19 protein-coding genes are annotated in these 18,349 nt (G+C 71.5%); 13 read left to right on the top strand and 6 right to left on the bottom strand.

The window, feature by feature from the left end:
- Nucleotides 1–42: 42 nt before the first annotated feature.
- The 4 genes from AB4Z14_RS07070 (at nucleotide 43) to AB4Z14_RS07055 (ending at nucleotide 5,468) form a co-directional block, all read left to right on the top strand.
- Nucleotides 43–1,680 carry an MFS transporter gene (locus tag AB4Z14_RS07070; RefSeq protein WP_442274595.1) on the top strand — a complete coding sequence of 546 codons (1,638 nt, stop codon included), beginning with the start codon at nucleotides 43–45 and terminating at the stop codon, nucleotides 1,678–1,680.
- A complete protein-coding gene (locus AB4Z14_RS07065) occupies nucleotides 1,677–3,410 on the top strand; it encodes a SulP family inorganic anion transporter (protein ID WP_442274594.1) in 1,734 nt (577 codons plus the stop codon). The genes AB4Z14_RS07070 and AB4Z14_RS07065 overlap by 4 nt, the downstream gene beginning before the upstream one ends.
- A gap of 8 nt (nucleotides 3,411–3,418) precedes the next feature.
- Nucleotides 3,419–4,885 carry a DUF2252 domain-containing protein gene (locus AB4Z14_RS07060; RefSeq protein ID WP_442274593.1) on the top strand — a complete coding sequence of 489 codons (1,467 nt, stop codon included), beginning with the start codon at nucleotides 3,419–3,421 and terminating at the stop codon, nucleotides 4,883–4,885.
- Between the two features lie 91 nt (nucleotides 4,886–4,976).
- On the top strand, nucleotides 4,977–5,468 hold the full coding sequence (locus tag AB4Z14_RS07055; RefSeq protein WP_442274592.1) for a potassium channel family protein: 492 nt from the start codon (nucleotides 4,977–4,979) through the stop codon (nucleotides 5,466–5,468).
- Nucleotides 5,469–5,593: 125 nt separating this feature from the next.
- Here AB4Z14_RS07055 and AB4Z14_RS07050 read toward each other — a convergent pair whose 3' ends face one another.
- The 4 genes from AB4Z14_RS07050 to AB4Z14_RS07035 form a co-directional block, all read right to left on the bottom strand.
- Nucleotides 5,594–7,426, bottom strand: coding sequence for a GMC family oxidoreductase (locus AB4Z14_RS07050; protein ID WP_442274591.1), 1,833 nt, complete (start codon nucleotides 7,424–7,426; stop codon nucleotides 5,594–5,596).
- Between the two features lie 116 nt (nucleotides 7,427–7,542).
- On the bottom strand, nucleotides 7,543–8,136 hold the full coding sequence (locus tag AB4Z14_RS07045) for a YdeI/OmpD-associated family protein (RefSeq protein WP_442274590.1): 594 nt from the start codon (nucleotides 8,134–8,136) through the stop codon (nucleotides 7,543–7,545).
- Between the two features lie 12 nt (nucleotides 8,137–8,148).
- Nucleotides 8,149–8,832 carry an MBL fold metallo-hydrolase gene (locus tag AB4Z14_RS07040; RefSeq protein WP_442274589.1) on the bottom strand — a complete coding sequence of 228 codons (684 nt, stop codon included), beginning with the start codon at nucleotides 8,830–8,832 and terminating at the stop codon, nucleotides 8,149–8,151.
- A gap of 81 nt (nucleotides 8,833–8,913) precedes the next feature.
- Complete coding sequence (locus AB4Z14_RS07035; RefSeq protein WP_442274588.1) at nucleotides 8,914–9,261, bottom strand: YciI family protein; 348 nt, start codon at nucleotides 9,259–9,261, stop codon at nucleotides 8,914–8,916.
- A gap of 250 nt (nucleotides 9,262–9,511) precedes the next feature.
- On the opposite strand from AB4Z14_RS07035, the gene AB4Z14_RS07030 reads away from it, so the two are divergent.
- The 5 genes from AB4Z14_RS07030 to AB4Z14_RS07010 all read left to right on the top strand — a co-directional run bounded on the left by AB4Z14_RS07030 (nucleotide 9,512) and on the right by AB4Z14_RS07010 (nucleotide 13,206).
- The gene (locus AB4Z14_RS07030; protein ID WP_442274587.1) at nucleotides 9,512–10,144 is read left to right on the top strand and encodes a dihydrofolate reductase family protein; all 633 of its coding nucleotides are present in this window, start codon (nucleotides 9,512–9,514) and stop codon (nucleotides 10,142–10,144) included.
- 84 nt (nucleotides 10,145–10,228) lie between these two features.
- Entirely contained in the window at nucleotides 10,229–10,738 is a 510-nt protein-coding gene (locus tag AB4Z14_RS07025; RefSeq protein ID WP_442274586.1) for a putative immunity protein, read from the top strand.
- A gap of 93 nt (nucleotides 10,739–10,831) precedes the next feature.
- On the top strand, nucleotides 10,832–11,293 hold the full coding sequence (locus AB4Z14_RS07020) for a DUF4440 domain-containing protein (protein WP_442274585.1): 462 nt from the start codon (nucleotides 10,832–10,834) through the stop codon (nucleotides 11,291–11,293).
- Between the two features lie 45 nt (nucleotides 11,294–11,338).
- Nucleotides 11,339–12,358, top strand: coding sequence for an alpha/beta fold hydrolase (locus tag AB4Z14_RS07015; protein ID WP_442274584.1), 1,020 nt, complete (start codon nucleotides 11,339–11,341; stop codon nucleotides 12,356–12,358).
- Nucleotides 12,359–12,426: 68 nt separating this feature from the next.
- Entirely contained in the window at nucleotides 12,427–13,206 is a 780-nt protein-coding gene (locus tag AB4Z14_RS07010; RefSeq protein WP_442274583.1) for a methyltransferase family protein, read from the top strand.
- Nucleotides 13,207–13,229: 23 nt separating this feature from the next.
- Here the strand turns inward: AB4Z14_RS07010 and AB4Z14_RS07005 are convergent, their stop codons facing one another.
- The gene (locus AB4Z14_RS07005) at nucleotides 13,230–13,433 is read right to left on the bottom strand and encodes a hypothetical protein (RefSeq protein WP_442274582.1); all 204 of its coding nucleotides are present in this window, start codon (nucleotides 13,431–13,433) and stop codon (nucleotides 13,230–13,232) included.
- A gap of 186 nt (nucleotides 13,434–13,619) precedes the next feature.
- On the opposite strand from AB4Z14_RS07005, the gene AB4Z14_RS07000 reads away from it, so the two are divergent.
- Together AB4Z14_RS07000 and AB4Z14_RS06995 are read left to right on the top strand one after the other, a co-directional pair.
- Nucleotides 13,620–14,720, top strand: a complete 1,101-nt coding sequence (locus AB4Z14_RS07000; protein WP_442274581.1) for a DNA glycosylase AlkZ-like family protein — start codon at nucleotides 13,620–13,622, stop codon at nucleotides 14,718–14,720.
- A gap of 33 nt (nucleotides 14,721–14,753) precedes the next feature.
- Complete coding sequence (locus AB4Z14_RS06995; protein ID WP_442274580.1) at nucleotides 14,754–15,335, top strand: dihydrofolate reductase family protein; 582 nt, start codon at nucleotides 14,754–14,756, stop codon at nucleotides 15,333–15,335.
- Here AB4Z14_RS06995 and AB4Z14_RS06990 read toward each other — a convergent pair.
- Nucleotides 15,308–15,634 (bottom strand): hypothetical protein, encoded by a 327-nt coding sequence (locus tag AB4Z14_RS06990; protein WP_082619982.1) that lies wholly within the window; start codon nucleotides 15,632–15,634, stop codon nucleotides 15,308–15,310. The two genes, AB4Z14_RS06995 and AB4Z14_RS06990, sit on opposite strands and share 28 nt — an antisense overlap.
- 148 nt (nucleotides 15,635–15,782) lie before the next feature.
- Between AB4Z14_RS06990 and AB4Z14_RS06985 the strand changes: the two genes are divergently transcribed.
- Both AB4Z14_RS06985 and AB4Z14_RS06980 read left to right on the top strand, forming a co-directional pair.
- The gene (locus tag AB4Z14_RS06985) at nucleotides 15,783–16,880 is read left to right on the top strand and encodes a semialdehyde dehydrogenase (protein WP_442274579.1); all 1,098 of its coding nucleotides are present in this window, start codon (nucleotides 15,783–15,785) and stop codon (nucleotides 16,878–16,880) included.
- Nucleotides 16,877–18,256 carry an NAD(P)/FAD-dependent oxidoreductase gene (locus AB4Z14_RS06980; RefSeq protein WP_442274578.1) on the top strand — a complete coding sequence of 460 codons (1,380 nt, stop codon included), beginning with the start codon at nucleotides 16,877–16,879 and terminating at the stop codon, nucleotides 18,254–18,256. The genes AB4Z14_RS06985 and AB4Z14_RS06980 overlap by 4 nt, the downstream gene beginning before the upstream one ends.
- Nucleotides 18,257–18,349 lie beyond the last annotated feature (93 nt).

Below are 18,349 nucleotides of genomic sequence, written 5' to 3'. Positions count from 1 at the left end.
CGCAGATGCCGGGGATGTCGCCCGTCAGGAGGGGCGAACGTCATGGCTGAGGGGCCACCGACGGCCGGCGCGACCGGCGCGACCGGCGCGACCGGCGCGGAGGCATCGACCCAGCCCAAGCGCGCGGCGCTCGTCCTGCTCGCCCTGATCACCGTCGCAGCGGTCGCGAACCTCAACCTGTCCGTCGCCAACGTCGCGCTGCCATCGATCGGCCGCGCCTTCAGCTCCTCCCAGACGACGCTCGACCTCATCGCAGTCGGGTACTCCCTCGGGCTCGCCGGGTCGGTGCTCTACCTCGGAGCGATCGGCGACCGCTACGGCCGCAAGCTGCTGCTCATCCTCGGCATGGCGCTCTCCGTGCCGGCCTGCCTACTGGCGGCCTACGCCCCCTCCGACGTCCTGCTGTTCCTGGGGCGGGTACTCGGCGGCGTGTCCGCAGGGATGGCCTACCCGACGACCCTCGCGCTGATCGCCGCGCTGTGGGCCGGCCCGGCCCGGACCCGGTCGATCGCCTTGTGGTCTGCGGTCGGTGGCGGCATCGCCGCTCTGGGACCGCTGGTCGCCGGCTTCCTGCTCGAGCGCTTCTGGTGGGGGTCGGTCTTCCTCGTCACGCTTCCGTTGGCCGCGATCGCGCTCGTCATGGCCGTGATGCTCGTGCCGGCTCACGTGAACGAGACCACCGATCCGGTGGACAACCTCGGCGGCGTGCTGTCCGTCGTCCTCGTCGGCGCGCTGATCCTCGCGATCAACTTCGCCCCCGTCCCCGGCAAGGGCACGCTGGCACTCGGCCTCGCGGTCGTCGCGGCCGCCGCGCTGGTCGCGTTCGTCGTGCGACAGCGGCGGGCCTCCGTACCGCTCTACGACCTCCACATCGCTGGGCGCCGTGTCTTCTGGGTGGCGGCGTGCGCGGGGATCATCGTCTTCGGCTCGCTGATGGCATCCGCCTTCGTCAGCCAGCAGTACCTCCAGAACGTCCTCGGCTACTCCACCTTCGAAGCCGGTGCGGCCTTCTTGCCGGCCGTGGTCTTCATGGTCCTCGTCGCGCCACGCTCCGCGAAGCTGATCGAGTCACGCGGATCCCGGTTCACACTGCTCTCCGGCTACGTGTTCCTGTTCCTCGCGTTCGCCTGGATGCTCGGCTTCTGGTCCGAACGAAGCGCCTACTGGCAGATCGCCCTCGCCTACGCCTTCATCGGGATCGGCGTCGGGTTCGCCGGCACGCCGGCGTCGCACTCGCTCACCGGCTCCGTCCCGGTGCAGCGGGCCGGAATGGCTTCGGGCACCGCCGACCTGCAACGTGACCTCGGCGGTGCGATCATGCAGTCCGTCTTCGGGGCCCTGCTCACCGCGGGGTATGCCGCCGCCGTCGGTGCCAGCATCGCCGCCGCCTCGAACGGCGACGAGATCACCAGCAGTGTGCAGAACGAGCTCACGAAGTCGTTTGCCGGCGCCGACGCCGTGGCCGGGCAGTACCCGCAGTACTCGGCGCAGATCATCGCCGCGGCCCGGGAGTCGTTCCTGTCGGGCGCCGACTGGGCCTATACGGCGGGCATCATCGCGATCCTCGGAGGTGCCGTCATCGTGTTCACCCTGTTCCCGAAGCACGAGGGAGAGCTGGAGCTGCTGGAGCGGTATCGCGCAGAGGACGCCCGGCCGACCAAGGAGGGAAGCCGCACATGAGTACGGATCGGCCCACCAGCGCGTCCCGGCTGGCTCCGGAGTCGTTGCGTGGCTACCAACGATCGTGGCTGAAGGCGGACATCATCGCGGGGCTCACCCTCGCGGCGGTGGCCATCCCCGAGACCATGGGCTACACCTCGATCGCCCAGGTGCCGGTGATCACCGGTCTCTACACGGTTCTCTTCCCGGCGCTCGTCTTCGCGCTGCTCGGCTCGTCCCGGCTCCTCGTCGTCGGTGCCGACTCCGCGACCGCAGCGATCCTCGCTGGTGGCCTCGCCACCCTCGGGATCGCCGGGCTCACGCCGAACTCGCCGCAGTGGCTCGCCCTGACCTCGTTGACCGCGCTCATGTGCGGCGTCCTGCTCGTGCTCGCCCGACTGCTGCGGCTGGGGTTCCTCGGCGACTTCCTGTCCGCCTCGGTGCTGATCGGCTTCCTCACCGGCGTGGGCATCCAGGTCTTCACCGGCCAGCTGCCCGACATGCTCGGGATCCCCAAGGGAAAGGGCGGCTGGTTCGAGCAGCAGTGGTCGACGCTGACCCACCTGGGCGACACCAGCCTGCCCGCACTGGCCTTCGCCCTGGGAACGCTCGCGACCATCCTCGGCTTCAAGCGCTTCGTCCCGAAGGTCCCGGGCGCGATCATCGCGGTCATCCTGTCGATCATCCTGGCCTCGACCCTGCAGGTCTCGTCGCACGGGGTGGCGATCGTCGGGCCGATGCAGGGCGGCTTCCCGCCGATCGGACTGCCCGAGGGAGTCGGCTGGTCCGACGTGCGGCAGCTGCTGGGCGTGGCCTTCTCGTGCTTCGTCCTCATCATCGCCCAGAGCGCCGCGACCTCGCGCAGCTTCGCCACCCGACACGGCCAGCGGGTCGACGTCAACCGGGACATCGTCGGTCTGAGCGGTGCCAACATCGCGGCAGGCCTGAGCGGCACCTTCGTGGTCAACGGCAGCCCCACCAAGACACAGATCCTCGACGAGCAGAAGGGCAAGACCCAGCTGGCCAACGCCACCATGGCACTGGTGGTGCTCGTCATCGTGCTGTTCTTCACCAGCGCGCTGACGAACCTCCCCAAGCCGGTGCTCGGGGCGATCGTGTTCCTCATCGGCGTCGACCTCATCGACATCGCCGGGCTGCGCCGGGTCTGGCTGGCCCGACCCAGCGAGTTCTACATCGCGATCCTCACGGCGGTCGTCGTGTTCGCTGTCGGCGTCGAGCAGGGCATCGTCCTGGCGGTGGTGCTCTCCATCGTGGAGATGGTGCGGCGTCAGTACCGACCACACCGGTTCGTCATGGGCATCGACGCCGAGGGCGAGCCGACCTACGCCCGAGCGCAGCAGGGCATGCAGAGTGCGCCGGGGCTGCTCGTCTTCCGCTACGACGCCGACCTCTTCTACGCCAACGCCAACCAGTTCTCCGACGGGGTCCAGCAGCTCATCACGGCGACGCCGGACCCGGTGCGGTGGCTCGTGCTCGACTGCTCGTCGATCCCTGACATCGACTACTCGGCAGGGGCCGCGCTGCACCAGCTCGTGACGTTCGTCCACAACCGAGGAGCGACGGTGGCGCTGGCCGCCGTCGACCCGGACCTCCGCACGACCCTCGAGAAGCTCGGCGTCCTGCAGATGCTCTCCGTCGACCAGATCTACCCGACCGTCGCGGATGCCGTCGTTGCGTTCCGCTCGTCGTCGCCGAAGCCCGGCCCCGGCGCTCGATCAGCCGAGACGTAGGAGTTGTCATGACCGTTACAGGGACCCCATCGCACCTGAGCGCTGCCGAGCGACGGGCCCTCGGCAGGGAGGCGCGGCACCGCGTGCCGCTCGAGGCGCAGGCCGGCTGGCAACCACCGCCGGGACGGCCCGACCCGGTGGGCCTGCTCGAGGCCCAGAACGCGACCCGAGAACCTGACCTCGTTCCGGTCCGGCACGGCCGGATGATGGTGTCCGCGTTCACCTTCTACCGCGGCTCGGCCGCGATCATGGCCGCCGACCTGGCCACCAGGCGGACCGCAAGGCTCGATGTGCAGCTGTGTGGCGACGCCCACCTGTCGAACTTCGGGGTCTACGCATCGCCGGAACGGCAGCTGCTCTTCGACCTCAACGACTTCGACGAGACGCTGCCCGGCCCGTTCGAGTTCGACGTCTGGCGGTTGGCCGCCAGCTTCGTCATCGCGGCGCGCCACAACCAGTTCGAGCCCTCGGACGTCCGCGAGATCTGCCTGACCGTGGGCAGGTCCTACCGGGAGGCGATGGCGGAGTTCGCACAGCAGAACACGCTGGACGTCTGGTATGCCCGCCTGTCCGAAGCCGAGCTGCGAGCAGGGATGAAGCAGGCCCGCCGGAGCCTGGTGGCCCTGGACAAGGACAGCAAGGGCCACCAGCACGCCTCGGCCAAACACGCGGGTGCGTCGATCAAGTCGGGCGAGGCCCTGCTGCGGAAGGCACACCGCCGGACCAACCTGCAGGCGCTGGCCAAGCTCACCGAGGTCGTCGACGGAAAGCAGCGCATCGTCAGCCAGCCACCCGTGCTCATCCCGCGCCGCGAGCTCGAGAAGTACTACGAGCTGGACGCCGCCGACGTCGAGGACATCATCAGGCAGTTCTTCGCGCGCTACAGCGTGACGCTGAGCGACAGCCAGCGGCGCCTGCTCGACCGCTACACGATCGTCGACGTCGCCCGCAAGGTCGTCGGCGTCGGCTCCGTGGGGACCCGGGCCTTCGTGGCGCTGCTGGAGGGTCGCGACGAGAGAGACCCCCTGTTCCTCCAGGTGAAGGAGGCGACCCGGTCCGTCCTCGAGGCGCACCTGCCCAGAAGCGCGTACGCCGACTCGGGCCAGCGCGTCGTCGAGGGCCAGCACCTGCTCCAGTCGGCGTCAGACATCTTCCTCGGTTGGTCCGCGGGCATCGAGACGGACCGCTTCTACTACTGGCGCCAGCTCAGAGACATGAAGGGGGCGGCGGTCGTCGAGGCGATGATCCCGGCCGGCATGACCTTCTACGCCCAGATCTGCGGCTGGACCCTGGCCCGCGCACACGCGCGGACGGGCGACCCCGTCGCCATCGCGGCCTACCTCGGCCGCAAGCGGCGGTTCGACAAGGCGGTCGCCGAGTTCGCGGAACACTACGCCGTCCAGAACGACCACGACTACGAGGCCTTTCTGGACGCCATCAGCTCGGGCCGGATCGAAGCGCGTGAAGGGGTCTGAGGTGATGGTCGGATCCTCGCCGCAGCACGCTGAAGGCCCCGCGCCACGAGTGACAGCGGTCCTGATCGCGCCCCCGCGTCGAGTGGTCGTCGTGGCGCTGCTCCGGGTCACCCTGTCGCTGGTCGTGGCCGTCGTCGTCTACTTCCGCATCCCGCTCACCGGGTCGTCGGACGCGCGGTCGATCACGATCTTCGTCTCCGGGTTGGTCATCGTCGTCGTGACGCTCGCCTTCCAGACCCGCGGAATCGTTCGTTCGCCATTTCCCCTGCTCCGGACGGTGGAAGCCCTCGCGACGACGGGTCCGCTGTTCCTCATCGTGTTCGCCAGCTCGCACTACGTCATCGACAACGTCGATCCCGGCAGCTACACCCAGCCGATGACACGGCTCGATGCTCTCTACTACACGGTGACGACGTTCGCGACCGTCGGTTACGGGGACATCTCACCCGTGTCGCAGACCGCGCGCCTCGTGGCAACGCTGCAGATGCTGCTCGGTCTCGTCTTCCTGGGCCTCGTGGCACGGGTCATCACAGGAGCAACGCGACTCGGGATGAAGCGGCGGCGCGAGGACCACGAGAGCTGACCGCCCGATCACGGCGGGACCACGACCCAGTTGCCCCTGCTGGGTCGATCGACCAGCGATCACCCCGGAGGAGCTGGCTGCGATGGATCGGGATCGTCCGTGGCTCCGTCGAGCCGGCCCGGTCGTCAGCCGACCAGCTCGTGGAGGTGGACGCCGTGGTCCGTGGCGATCAGCTCGGCGGCCTTCTCGCCGATCATGATGGTCGCGGCGTTGGTGTTGCCGCTGACGACGTTCGGCATCACGCTCGCATCGGCCACACGCAGGGCCCCGATGCCGTGCACCCGCAGCCGCGGGTCGACGACCTCCCCGATCCGGCAGGTCGACGTCGCGTGGTAGACGGTCAGCGCGTAGTGGCGGGCCAGGTCCTCCAGCAACGCGTCGCTCGGTTCGGATCCGACCTCGTGGCCATGGGCCTTCGCCAGGTGCGGCGGGATGACCGGCTCACCGAGGCCCCCGCCGGGCCACGCCTTCGCGATCTCGAGGGCTCTGCGCATCACGGCGACCATGACCAACACGTCGTGCGGGTCGCCGAAGTAGTTGAACGCGATGCGCGGTGGGACCGCTGGGTCGGCGCTGGCCAGCGTCACCGAACCCTCCGAGTGGGGTTGCACCGGATTGGGCAGCACGACCACCTGGCCGTGCGTCGGGTCGAGGAAGGACTCCGGGTCCTCGAAGAACGCGGACGGCGGGAGTCGGAAGACGCCCTCCCAGATCGCCGGTGTGTACCCGGTCGCGAGGAAGCCGATCTGCGCGTCATGGGTGTGCTCGTCGCCCAGCCCGGTCGAGAAGAACGCGACGGCGTCGTAGAGCGAGGATGACGCGATGCCGCGGCCGGTCGTGAACCACTCGCCGATGCGGCGCTCGGCTTCGGCCTTGGCAGCGGCCAGGGGCTCGGGGAGGTCGACATCGTCGGCCGGGTCGGCCGGGAGCGGACCAGCCGGCGCCCGGAGCGCGTCCGGGCCGAGGGACATGGCGACCTCGGTCATCGTCTCGCCGATGCCGTCGGCGGCGAACATCAAGGGCGTGTGGAGGTGGTCCTTGAGGTGACGCCCCACGTCCGGGAGGTCGACGAGGCAGTCCACCCCGACGGTGGCGAGCTCGTCGCGGGCTCCGACCCCCGAGAGGAGCAGGAGGTGCGGCGACCCGATGGCGCCCGCGCACAGCACCACCTCGGCGCCCGCGGCCACCTCCTCGAGGGTGCCGTCCCCGGTGCGGTAGGCGACCCCGGTGGCGCGGGCCCCGTCCCCGTCCGCCTCGATGAGGATCCGCTCGACGAGCGCGCCGGTGACCACGGTGAGGTTCGGCCGGTCCATCGCCGGCTCGAGGTAGGCGTGGAAGGTCGAGCTGCGCCGGCCGTCCTTCGTCGTCGTCTGGAAGAGCGAGGCCACCCCCTGGGGTTCGAGGCGGTCGCGACCGTTGTAGTCACCCTGCTTCAGGCCCGTGGCGCCCGCGGCCTCGACGAACTGGTTCGAGGCGCGGAGGATCGGCTGGCGTACCGACACACCCAGCGGTCCGTGGTGGCCGTGCACGTCGAGGTCGGAGTGCAGCTCGGGACTGTGCACGAAGCCCTCGGCCTTGCGGAAGTAGGGCAGGACCTCGTCGTAGGACCAGCCCTCCGCGCCGCCGGCGGCCCACGAGTCGAAGTCGCCGGGGTGCCCTCGCACGTATGCCATGTAGTTGAGGCCGGACGAGCCGCCGAGCATCTTCCCGCGCGGCACCATCATCTGGCCGCCGACGAGGCCCTTTCCGACTCCACCGGGGTCGCCGTTGTACATCCAGTCGGTCGCGGGGTCGTTCTGCAGGCTCGCGACCGCCGCTGGCACGAGCTCGGCGGGCGGGGGCGGACCGCCGGCCTCGAGCAGGCACACCGTGACAGCCGGGTCCTCGCTCAGCCGGGCAGCGACCACGGCGCCCGCCGATCCCGCCCCCACGATCACGTAGTCGTACGTCGAGCCCATCGTTACCACCTCGTCGTGGTGCCTCGCCGAGCGGCGGGGACGGTCTCGCCACGCAACCACACTCCGGCAGGGGAGACAAGGGAGCCGGCGCCCCAGCGGCGACGTCGGTCAGCGAGTCAGTGGAGGGTCTCGTGGTGACGGCACATCTCGACGAACGTGGCGATGCGCGCGGACCGGGTCTCCGGCTTCTTGGCGTCGCCGATGCGGTAGAGGATCGCGTAGCGGTTGGCGCCCGTGAGTGTCTCGAAGAACGCCTTGGCCTCCGGGTCGGCAGCGAGCGCGACCGCCAGGTCGTCGGGGACGGTCGCGCTCTTCTGACCGGCATACGCTGCCGCCCACCGACCGTCCGCCTTCGCCGCGTCGACCTTCTCCTGCCCTGCCGGGCGCATGCGGCCGGCCGTGATCAGCGCCTCGGCCTTGTCCCGGTTGATCTGGGACCACGTGCTCCGCGGTCCGCGCGGGGTGAACCTCTGCAACCAGTAGGTCTCGTCGTAGCCCCGCTTCTGCCCGTCGATCCAGCCGTGACAGAGGGCGACGTCGAGCGCCTCGACGTAGGTGACCGTCTCGGCCGCCCCCGCCTTGCCGATCTTGAGCCAGAAGCCGCGGCGGTCGAGGTGGTGCTCGTCGAACCAGGCCTCGCAGTCGGAGGCCGTGGCGAACGAGATCACCGGCTCACCGGCCAGCTCCTCCGGCGCCTGCTCGTCGGACATGCGGCCATCCTGTCATCGGCGGCCGACGGGGTGGCCGGCTGCCGCGGGACGCCAGGGCTCGTGCTGGTGCGAGAGCCAGACCTCGTCGGGGGCGAGTGCCCGGATCAGCCGCTGGCCCTCGGTGCGCGGATGGTCGAGCTCGTCGAAGAAGACCGCCGTGTCACCGGCGATGACGACGGAGCGACCGCCCGTCTGGACGACGACGACCTGCGAGCCTCGCGTGTGGCCGGGCGTCGACACGAGCCGGACTCCGGGCAGCAGCTCGAGCGTGCCGTCGACGGTCTCGTAGTGCACTCCCGGCGCCTCGACCCACTCGCGGATCGTGTAGTCGTCCTGGGTCCGCGCGTCATCCAGCTCCGCCCTCTGGACGTACACCGGCTTGCCGGCGAAGAGGTGGTTGCCACCGCAGTGGTCGAAGTGCAGATGGGTGTTGACCACGACGTCGATGCCGGCCACGTCGAAGCCGGCCTGCTCGCTCAGTGGAGTCAGCCGAGGATCCATGTCGTCGACCCCAGGGTGCAGCTGCGTCATGCCGGTGTCGACCAGCACGCGCGCGTCGGGATGGTCGACGACGTGCACGTAGACCGGCATCCGTTCGCCGTCGGCGAGCAGCTCGGCGACGAGCACCGGCGTGACCGTCACCGTCGCGAGCCCGCCTTCCGACGCCTCGCTCGTCTCGTCCAGTGGATCACCCATGGCGCAAGTCTGGGCCAGAGCGGCGGACGACGGTGGCCAAGTGCCGAAGTCGGCCACCGTCGCTCGCCGATGCGTCCTGCGTCAGTCGCCGGGCGCGTCCGGGCCGTCGGAGATCTGGCGCAGGGTCGAGATCACCGTGACCTCGGGCCAGTGCTCGGCGTGCAGCTCGGCGAACTTCCGCTGGTCGGCCACGGCCTCCTCGACGGTGTCGTACTGCAGGATCGACCACCCGCCGATGACCTCCTTGGACTCGGCGTACGGTCCGTCGTGCTGGGTGATCTCGCCCTGGCTGACGACGAAGTTCACGGCGTCCTCCGTCCCGTACAACCCGCCGCCGTCGAGGAACACGCCCGCGGCGGCCCGCTCGCCGATGTGGACGTCCATCGCGTCGAACAGCGCCTGCGGCGGCGTCCCGATCCCCTCTTCCATCCTCACGAACCCCATGAAACGCGGCATGTCGATCACTCCTCCTGGTTGCTGTGGTGTCCTTCGTACTCGTACGTCGACCGGGTGGGCAGGTCCTCGACACACGTCTCGAGAATTCTTCGGAAGCGCCCAGCCGGATCCCCCTCCACCATCGCCGACAGTGTCGTCACCCAGCACTAGAGTCGGGCGGGTCGCCGAGCACCTGCCTCGCGGCGACGACCGGAGAGCGACTGGACCATCACGGAGGACACCGATGTCACGCACCCGGATCCACAACTTCTCGATCTCCCTCGACGGGTTCGCCACCGGCGAGCCGCAGTCGCTCGAGACCCCCTTCGGGCACGCCGGCCAGAAGCTCCACACCTGGATGATGCGCACCCAGTACTGGGACCCGAACGGCACCGATGGGGTCGACCACGCCTACGCCGAGCGCCACGGCCCCGGCATCGGCGCCGAGATCATGGGCGCCAACAAGTTCGGCCCGCCCGGCTGGCACGACGACCCGGACTGGAAGGGGTGGTGGGGCCCCAACCCGCCGTTCCACACGCCCGTCTTCGTCCTCACCCACCACGCCCGGCCCTCCCTCGAGATGGAGGGCGGCAACGTCTTCCACTTCCTCGAGGCCACCCCGGCCGAGGCGCTCGAGACGGTTCGCGCGGCCGCCGACGGCCAGGACATCCGGATCGGTGGCGGTGCCACCGTCGTCCGTGACTTCCTCGCCGCCGGGCTCGTCGACCACATGCACCTCGTCCAGGTCCCGATCGTGCTCGGCCGCGGCGTCCGCCTCTGGGACGGTCTCGAGGGCGTCGAGGAGGCCTTCGACGTCGAGACCGTCGCCTCCCCGACCGGTGTCACGCACTTCACCTTCACCCGCAAGGCGTCGTGAGGTCACGTCCACGCAGACCCGGGCACCCGGCATACGCCATCGGTGGGGGTGACGCGTCCAAACGGGCACTGGCAGGCTGGCCGCATGATCCTGCCGAAGGTGCGCGACCCGCGCCTCGTGACGATCCGCCGTGGCGGACTGCTCACCGACGGGGATCACCGGCTGCTGTCGCTGTGGGCCGCCACGTGCGCCGAGCACGTGCTGCATCTCTTCGAGGCGGAGGCGTCGTCGGACACCCGCCCTCGGGACGCCATCGAAGCGGCTCGGGCGTGGGCCCGCGGCGAGATGAGGATGATGGATGCGCGAGCCCGCGGTGGGCTTGCGATGGGGGCCGCCCGGCCGCTGCAGGGAGCGGCCCGGTTTGCGGCATACGCTGCCGGCCAGGCAGCCTGCGTGGGCCACGTGGCCGAGCACGATCTGGGCGCCTCCGCGTACGCGATCAAGGCCGCTCGCGCTGCACACCCCCACGAGGTCGACGCCGGACGACTCGAGCGTGACTGGCAGCGGGGCCAGCTCGACGCTCGGGTCCGCGCACTCGTCCTCGACGACCAGGTCCGCCGGAACGCCATCTGCTGGGGCGTCTTCGAGGACTGACGATGCCAGGCCACCAGCACCGGCCAGGCGGCCACGGGCCCACGCCACACGGCACACGCCATCGGTCGACGCGGCGCGGCTAGCGTGTGGGCCGTGACGACAGACCCGACGGCAGACGAGACCACCGACCACGCCGCGATCCAGGGGATGGTCGACGCGTTCTTCGGGTCGTTCGTCTCGGGGCCCGGCTGCGCCGAGCGGATGGACCTGCTGCGCGGGCTGCTGCTCCCGCAGGCCGTCATCGTGCGCACGTGCGGGATGGAGCCGGCGGTCATGGGTGTCGAGGAGTTCATCGCGCCGCGCGAGGCCCTGCTGACCGGTGGCTCGCTCACCGACTTCCGCGAGTGGCCCGCCGCGGGGCGCGTCGAGGTCTTCGGCGACATCGCGCACTGGTTCGGCAGCTACGCCAAGGCGGGCACGCAGGAGGGCGAGCCGTTCACCGGGCGCGGGATGAAGACGATCCAGTTCGTCCGCACCGCCGACGGGTGGCGGATCAGCGCCGCCGCGTGGGACGACGAGCGCGAGGGCCTGACCATGCCGACCGACGCCGGCTGAGACACCCGGGTCCGGCCGGCGCCCCGGTGCGGTTCACTGGAGAGCGTGGCTGCGCAGCGCCTGGGGACGGCGCCCCTGACGGACGGGACGAGGGTCGCGTATGCCGTGACCGGCAGTGGTCCGTTCCTCGTCGTCGCCCCCGGATGGCTGAGCCACCTCGAGATGGGGTGGGCCATCCCGGCCGAGCGGATGTTCCACGAGGCGCTGTCGTCCGGACGCACGCTCGTGCGCTACGACCGCCCCGGCTGCGGCCTCTCCGACGCCTACGACGGTCCCCGCACCATGGACCTCGAGGTCGCGACGATCGGTGCCGTGGCCGACGCGGTCGGCGCCGAGCGGTTCGACCTGCTGGGCTGGTCGCTCGGCGCGGCGGCGGCCGTGCAGTGGGCCGCCGAGCGGCCCGAGACCGTGTCGCGGCTCGTGCTCTACGGCGGGTGGCCCACCGGCAGCTCCATCGGTGACGACGACAGCCGGCACCACGTGCTCGGCCTGCTCGCCACCCACTGGGGACTCGGGTCGGACCTGCTCACCGACGTCTTCGCCCCCGACGCGGACGCGGGCACGAGGCGCACGCTCGCTCGCTACCAACGCGCTGCCTCCTCGGCCGAGACGGCGGTCGCGCTGCTGCGTCTCGCCTACGACCTCGACGTCAGCCCGGACCTCAGGCAGGTGGCCGCGCCGACCCTCGTGCTGCACCGGCGCGGCGATCGGGCGGCACCGATCGCCGGGGGACGCACTCTCGCACAGGCGATCCCGGGCGCCGAGCTCGTCGAGCTCGAGGGCCGCTCACACCTCCCCGCCATCGGCGACGCGCAGTCGGTCGTCGACGAGGTGCGGCGCTTCCTCGGCCTGCCGACGTTGCGCCGGGCCGTGCCGACCGGGCTGACGACGCGCCAGACGGAGGTCGCAGCACTGGTCGCGGAGGGCCTGACGAACCGCCAGATCGCCGACCGGCTCGGCATCACCGAGCGGTCTGCCGAGTCGCACCTCGAGCGGATCCGCGTGCGCCTCGGGTTCAGCTCCCGCGCGCAGGTGGCCGCCTGGTACGTCGCGCGCACCCCGTAGAAAGAGACCCCGAGAAGTGGGGTAGTTCCACGGCTGTGCTGCTGACTGTCCGTGGACAGCATGAGGAGATGACCCGACGCATCGTGCCCCTCGCCGTCTCCGCCGCCGCCTGGTGCGGCTTCGTCGCCATCACCGCGTGGACGATGGCCTTCCTCGCCGGCGCGCTGCTCCCCCGCACCGTCGACGGCCCGGCACGCACGAGCACCGGTTGGGCCGTCGCCGTCGACCTCGCCCTCCTGCTCCTCTTCGCCCTCCAGCACTCGGTGATGGCGCGCCGCCCGGCGAAGGCCTGGCTCCGGCGCCGGGTCCCGGCCGAGCTCGAGCGCACCACCTACGTGCTCGCGACCGACGTGTGCCTCGCCCTCCTGCTGGCGCTGTGGCAACCGTGGGACCAGGTCGTCTGGCACGTCGAGGGGCTGGCGGCATACGCCCTCTGGTCGCTGTGCGCGGCGGGCTGGGCCCTCGCGATCGCGGCGACCTTCGCCGTCGACCACCTCGAGCTGATCGGGCTCCGGCAGGCGGGCTGGGGTGCCCGGACGACCCTGTCCGACGACGGACCCACGGCGCTGCAGGTCGGCGGGCTCCACGCGATCGTGCGGCATCCGTTGATGACCGGGATGGTGCTCGCGTTCTGGGCGACCCCCCGGATGAGCGCGCCCCACCTCCTCTTCGCCGTCGCCGCGACCGGCTACATCGCCGTCGGGATCACCTTCGAGGAGCGCGACCTCCGCCGCACGTTCGGGGCGGACTACGACGCGTATGCCGCCCGCGTCCCCGCGCTCGTGCCCGGGCTCCGGCTGGGGCGGGCGGCGCACGTGGTGGCACCCTCAGGGCGCGACCGGGCCTGACCACCGCGCGGTCGAGGCAGCAGTCACTCGCCGCGGATGCGGTCCGGCTTGAGGAGCACGAGGGCCAGCGCGACAAGCAGACTGACGACGATGCCGACGACGAGCCCGCGGCCGACGTCCTGGGTCAGCGCGCCGCCCATGAGCCCGGCGAGCGCCCCGATCGACGCGCACCCGGTGAAGGTCGCGATCACCTTGGCCCAGAAGGGCGCCTGCACCTGACCTGCCATGCCGCCACAGTAGTCGCGCGCGGTCGCGACCACACCGATCCTGTATGCCGTGAGCGACCGTCCCGGCGCTGCCGCGGATGCGTGGCTGAGGATGCCTGACCGAGGATGCCTGACCGAGGATGCCTGCCGAGGATGCCTGGCCGCAGATCCGTCGCCCTGTCCCCGCGCTCGACTAGCGTCTCGGGCATGGTGGTCCACCGGCTCACGGTCGAGCAGGCACGTCGCATCGCGGTGCACGCACAGCTGCTCGACCTGCCGCGCCCGACCGATCTCGTGCAGGCCGTCGAGCGCCTGACCTTCCTCCAGATCGACCCCACCGCGGCCATCGCGCCCAGCGCCGACCTCGTCCTGTGGAGCCGGCTCGGCCGCACCTACGACCCCGCCGACCTGACGAGGACCGTCGAGCACGACCGCACCCTCGTCGAGACCGTCGCCTACGTGCGCAGCCCGACGGACATCCCCGCCGTCATCGCCGAGGTGCGCGAGGCCGAGCCCTACCCCTTCATGGCCACCTGGCTCGAGGCCAACGACTCCTTCCGCCGCGACATCCTCGCCACGCTAGAGGCCGACGGCCCGCTCCTCTCCCGCGACATCCCCGACACGAGCGTCGTCCCCTGGCCCTCGACCGGCTGGACGAACAACCGCAACATCACGAAGATGCTCGAGGCCCTGGCGCTGCGCGGCGAGGTGGCCATCTCCGGACGCAAGGGCCGTCAGCGCTACTTCGACCTCCCCGAGCGCGTCTACCCGCCCGACCTGCCGAGGCTCACGCTCGAGCAGGCCGTCGACCACCGCAACGAGCGACGCCTCGCCGCCCTCGGGATCGCCCGCCCCACCGGCACCGTCATGCCCGGCGAGGGCAGCTACGTCGGCGACGCCGGTGAGCCCGCCGAGGTCGACGGCGTGCCGGGCACGTGGCGCGTCGACCCGGCATACCTCGACGTCGCCGACAGCTTCAAGGGCCGGACCGCGCTGCTCAGCCCGTTCGACCGGCTCATCCACGACCGGGTCCGCGCCGAGCAGCTCTGGGGGTTCGAGTACATCCTCGAGATGTACAAGCCCAAGGACCAACGGCGCTGGGGCTACTTCGCGCTGCCGATTCTCCACCACGACCGTCTCGTCGGGAAGCTCGACCCCCAGGCCGATCGCAAGGCCGGCACCCTCGTCGTCAACGCCGTCCACGAGGACGTCCGCTTCACCAAGGCCGTCCGGTCCGCCGTCGACCGCGAGATCGCCGACCTCGCGGCGTGGCTCGGACTCACCCTCAGCGGCCCCGCCGCGCCCTAGACCCCGCACCACACTGACCTCCAGGAGAGCACCGTGCGCAGGATCGTCGCCTACGTCATCACCTCCCTCGACGGCTCCGTCGACGACCCCACCCGCTGCTTCCCACCCGACGTCGACCCCGACAAGCCGCAGCCGCCGACCTTCGACGACGTCCTCATCGAGCGTGAGACCGCGCTCATCGGGCAGCAGGACGCCGTGCTCCTCGGCCGCCACATGTATGACGAGTGGGCGCGCTACTGGCCGACCTCCGACGAGCAGCCGTTCGCCGACTTCATCAACGGCGTCACGAAATACGTCGTCACCTCCACCCCGCTCTTCACGCAGTGGGGCGAGGCCGAAGCCGTCCAGGGACCGCTCGCCGACATCGTCCGCGACCTGAAAGCCCTGCCCGGCAACGACATCGGCGTCCACGGCAGCATTCAGCTCGCGCAGTCACTCGTGGCCGAGGGTCTGGTCGACGAGCTGCATCTCGCCGTCGCGCCGGTCCTCGACCCCGAGGGCCGCCGCCTCTTCGACGGCCTGCCCGAGCTGCAGCGCCTGACCCTCGTCAGCGCGACTCCCACGCCCGGCGGAGCCCTCTGGCTCGTCTACCGCCCTGCCTCCCCGGTCTCGTAGGCGCGCCGCCGACCCAGCGTCCCGCTGACGCGGTAGCCGGGCATCGCCCGCTGCGAACGCGCCGAGAGGATCGACCCGTCGCTCTGGTGCGAGAGCACCGACAGGCGCGACATGTTCGACAGCAGCGACGCCATGCTCATCGACGACCCGACCGACAGGAACGACGCGAACGACCCGACGCTGCCGATCGAGAGCACCGATCCCACGCTCCCGATCGAGAGCACCGACCCCGTCGACCCGATCGACAGGAACGAGTCCCGCGACGCGATCGACCACTTCCCCGTGCGCGATGTCGCCATGACCGCAGCCTAGGCACGCGTACCCAATTCCGATGGCGTATGCCGTCCCGCCCGCTCTTTAGGTATCACCCCCTCCGCCCGCTCCTCCTCTCCTGCAACGGCGGCGCCCCGCGCCACACGGCATACGCAGACCCCTCAGGAGCACCTCGTGAGCAGCACGTTCGCCTTCACCGTTCACCCGCGGGCCCGCCTCGGCGCCGATCTCGCCCGCGTCTGGTCGCCGCTCGGCCGCGTGCCGGACCCCGTCTACGACACCGCCCTGCGCCGGCTGCCGCTGCGCCCGATCTCCATGGCCGGCATCCACATCGGCGGCGCGCACGTCGGTCACGTCGTGCTCGTGCCCTTCGGGGCGCGCCACCTGCTCACCTCCCCCAGCGAAGGCCGGGCCCGCGTTCACCGTGCGGTCGACAAGGCCCGCGCCCTCGGCTGCGACGTCGTGGGGCTCGGCGCCCTGACCGCCACGGTGACCGCGGGCGGGGTCTCGCTCCGCGGCCGCACCGACATCGGCGTGACGAACGGCAACGCCTTCACCGCCGCGATCGTCGACGACCAGGCCCGCCGCCTGCTGCGCGACGCCGTCGACCACGCGGCCGACCCGCACGTCGCCATCGTCGGGGCCACCGGCAGCGTCGGCGGGGCCGTGACCCGGCTGCTCGCCCGCGACCGCGCCGCCGCCCGGCTCACCCTCGTCGCCCGGTCGACGGGCCGGCTCGACGCGCTCGCCACCGACGTCGGCCGCCAGGTCCCGACGACGACCGCCACGACGATGGACGCCGTCGCGACGGCTGACCTCGTCATCCTGCTCACCGCCTCCGCCGACGCCCTCCTCGAGGCGCGGCACCTCGCGCCCGGCGCGGTCGTGCTCGACGCGACCCAGCCGCGCAACACCTCGCCGACCCTCGTCGACGAGCGGCCCGACGTGCTCGTCGTCGACGGCGGCGTCGTCGACATCCCGAGCCTGCGCCTCGTCGGCGGCAACATCGGCCTGCCCGACGGGCGCTCCTACGCGTGCTTCGCCGAGACCGCCCTCCTCGCCCTGACTGGTCACCGCGGCCACTTCTCCATCGGCGTACCGACGCTCGAGCTCGTCGACCGCACCCGCGGCATGGCCGCCGACCTCGCGCACCTCGGCTTCCGGGCCGCAGAACCGACGAGCTTCGGCCGGCCCGTCACCCCCGACCGCATGGCGACCATCGTCCGCACCGCGAACACCGCGAGCACCTTGGCGCTGGGGATGGCGTCGTGACGACGCTCGTCCGCGCCGGCCACCGCGCGCAGCACCGCGTCGTCCTCCTCGGCGGCGGCTACGTCACCCTCCACGCGTATGCCGGCCTCATGCGTCACGCCGGCGGTGCCGTCCGCGCGGGCGACGTCCAGGTCGTCGTCATCAGCACGGACGACGCGCACAGCTTCCACGGCTTCACCGGAGAGGTGCTCGCCGGCCTGCTGCCCTACGACCGCACCCGCACTCCGCTCGTCGACGCGATGCCGCACGCGCACGTCGTCCTCGGTCGAGCAACCGCCATCGACGCCGAGCGACGAGTCGTGCGCTACGTGCTCGCCGGCGACGAGTCGGACCGGGGCGTCGACCCGCACCACCACTCGGACTCCGACTCGGACTCCGACTCACACCACGAGCGCGTCCTCGACTACGACTCCCTCGTCGTCGGCACCGGCGGCCGCGAACCCGCGACCGCGGTGCCCGGCCTCGCGGAGCACGGTTTCACCCTGCGAGCGCCCGGCGACATCGCCGTTCTCACCGACCGGGTCCGAGAGGCGGCGGCGCACCGTGGCCTCCGTCGTCACACGGTCGTCGTCGCCGGAGGCGGGATGGCCGGGGTCGAGATGGCGGCGGCGGTCGCCGACCTCGGCGGAGCGCGCCTCCGCGTCGAGCTCGTCCACTCCGGCGACGGGATCCTGCCTGAGCTGCGCGACGAGCAGCCCCGACTGGCCCGCCGCGCCGAGCTCGAGCTGCGGCGTCTCGGCGTCCGGGTCCGGCTGGGAGTGCGTCTCGCGTCGGTGACCGAGGACCTCGCCTACCTCTCCGACGGGACGAGCCTCCCGGCGAGCACCGTCATCGCCACCATCGGACAGCGGCCCGTGCACGTCCCGGGACTCGACGCCCACCGCGACCCGCGCGGCCGGCTCGTGACGCGCCCCGACCTCTCCGTCGTCGACGGCGTCTGGGCTGCCGGCGACGCGGCGTGCGTCGTCCACCCGACGTCCGGCGAACCCGTCCCGGCCAACGCGCTGTGGGCGATCAAGGGCGGCGAGCACCTGGGGCGCAACCTCGCGCGGTCGCTGCGTGGTCGCCCGACCCGACCCTTCGCGTACCGCGGCCTCGGCCAGGCGGCCTCCTTCGGGGTCGGCCGCTCGATCTCCGAGCTCTACGGCATCCCCTTCACCGGCTGGGTGGCGTGGGTGCTGCGGCTGACCTTCTTCCTGCGCTTCATGCCGTCGCGGCGCAAGGCGGCGCAGGTCGTGACCGACTTCGCCCGCCATGCCGCCCACGGCCGCAACGCTCCGGCACCCGCCGAGCCCGCGGTCGCAGAGGCCGCGGTCGCCGAGCCCGCGGTCGCCGAGCCCGCGGTCGCTGACCTCGCCGCCGCCCGCACCGCCTAGGCGACCCTGGTCGCCCCTGCCGCGCGGGCGGATGTCGCCGGAGTGTCGAGATGCGAGGGCGCCGTTCGACGTGGTGGCATGACGACCACCTCA

This window comes from Terrabacter sp. 2TAF16, from assembly GCF_052115065.1.
Taxonomy (GTDB): Bacteria; Actinomycetota; Actinomycetes; order Actinomycetales; family Dermatophilaceae; genus Terrabacter.
This window is presented reverse-complemented; position numbering and strand designations above follow the sequence as displayed.

Bases quoted from the DNA above. Each gene is read 5' to 3' on its own strand.
- AB4Z14_RS06990 (WP_082619982.1), bottom strand. From the start codon at position 15,634: ATGGCGACATCGCGCACGGGGAAGTGGTCGATCGCGTCGCGGGACTCG.
- AB4Z14_RS07005 (WP_442274582.1), bottom strand. From the start codon at position 13,433: ATGGCAGGTCAGGTGCAGGCGCCCTTCTGGGCCAAGGTGATCGCGACC.
- AB4Z14_RS07010 (WP_442274583.1), top strand. From the start codon at position 12,427: ATGACCCGACGCATCGTGCCCCTCGCCGTCTCCGCCGCCGCCTGGTGC.
- AB4Z14_RS07035 (WP_442274588.1), bottom strand. From the start codon at position 9,261: ATGGAAGAGGGGATCGGGACGCCGCCGCAGGCGCTGTTCGACGCGATG.
- AB4Z14_RS07000 (WP_442274581.1), top strand. From the start codon at position 13,620: ATGGTGGTCCACCGGCTCACGGTCGAGCAGGCACGTCGCATCGCGGTG.
- AB4Z14_RS07065 (WP_442274594.1), top strand. From the start codon at position 1,677: ATGAGTACGGATCGGCCCACCAGCGCGTCCCGGCTGGCTCCGGAGTCG.
- AB4Z14_RS07025 (WP_442274586.1), top strand. From the start codon at position 10,229: ATGATCCTGCCGAAGGTGCGCGACCCGCGCCTCGTGACGATCCGCCGT.
- AB4Z14_RS07070 (WP_442274595.1), top strand. From the start codon at position 43: ATGGCTGAGGGGCCACCGACGGCCGGCGCGACCGGCGCGACCGGCGCG.
- AB4Z14_RS07050 (WP_442274591.1), bottom strand. From the start codon at position 7,426: ATGGGCTCGACGTACGACTACGTGATCGTGGGGGCGGGATCGGCGGGC.
- AB4Z14_RS07040 (WP_442274589.1), bottom strand. From the start codon at position 8,832: ATGGGTGATCCACTGGACGAGACGAGCGAGGCGTCGGAAGGCGGGCTC.
- AB4Z14_RS07060 (WP_442274593.1), top strand. From the start codon at position 3,419: ATGACCGTTACAGGGACCCCATCGCACCTGAGCGCTGCCGAGCGACGG.
- AB4Z14_RS07030 (WP_442274587.1), top strand. From the start codon at position 9,512: ATGTCACGCACCCGGATCCACAACTTCTCGATCTCCCTCGACGGGTTC.
- AB4Z14_RS07045 (WP_442274590.1), bottom strand. From the start codon at position 8,136: ATGTCCGACGAGCAGGCGCCGGAGGAGCTGGCCGGTGAGCCGGTGATC.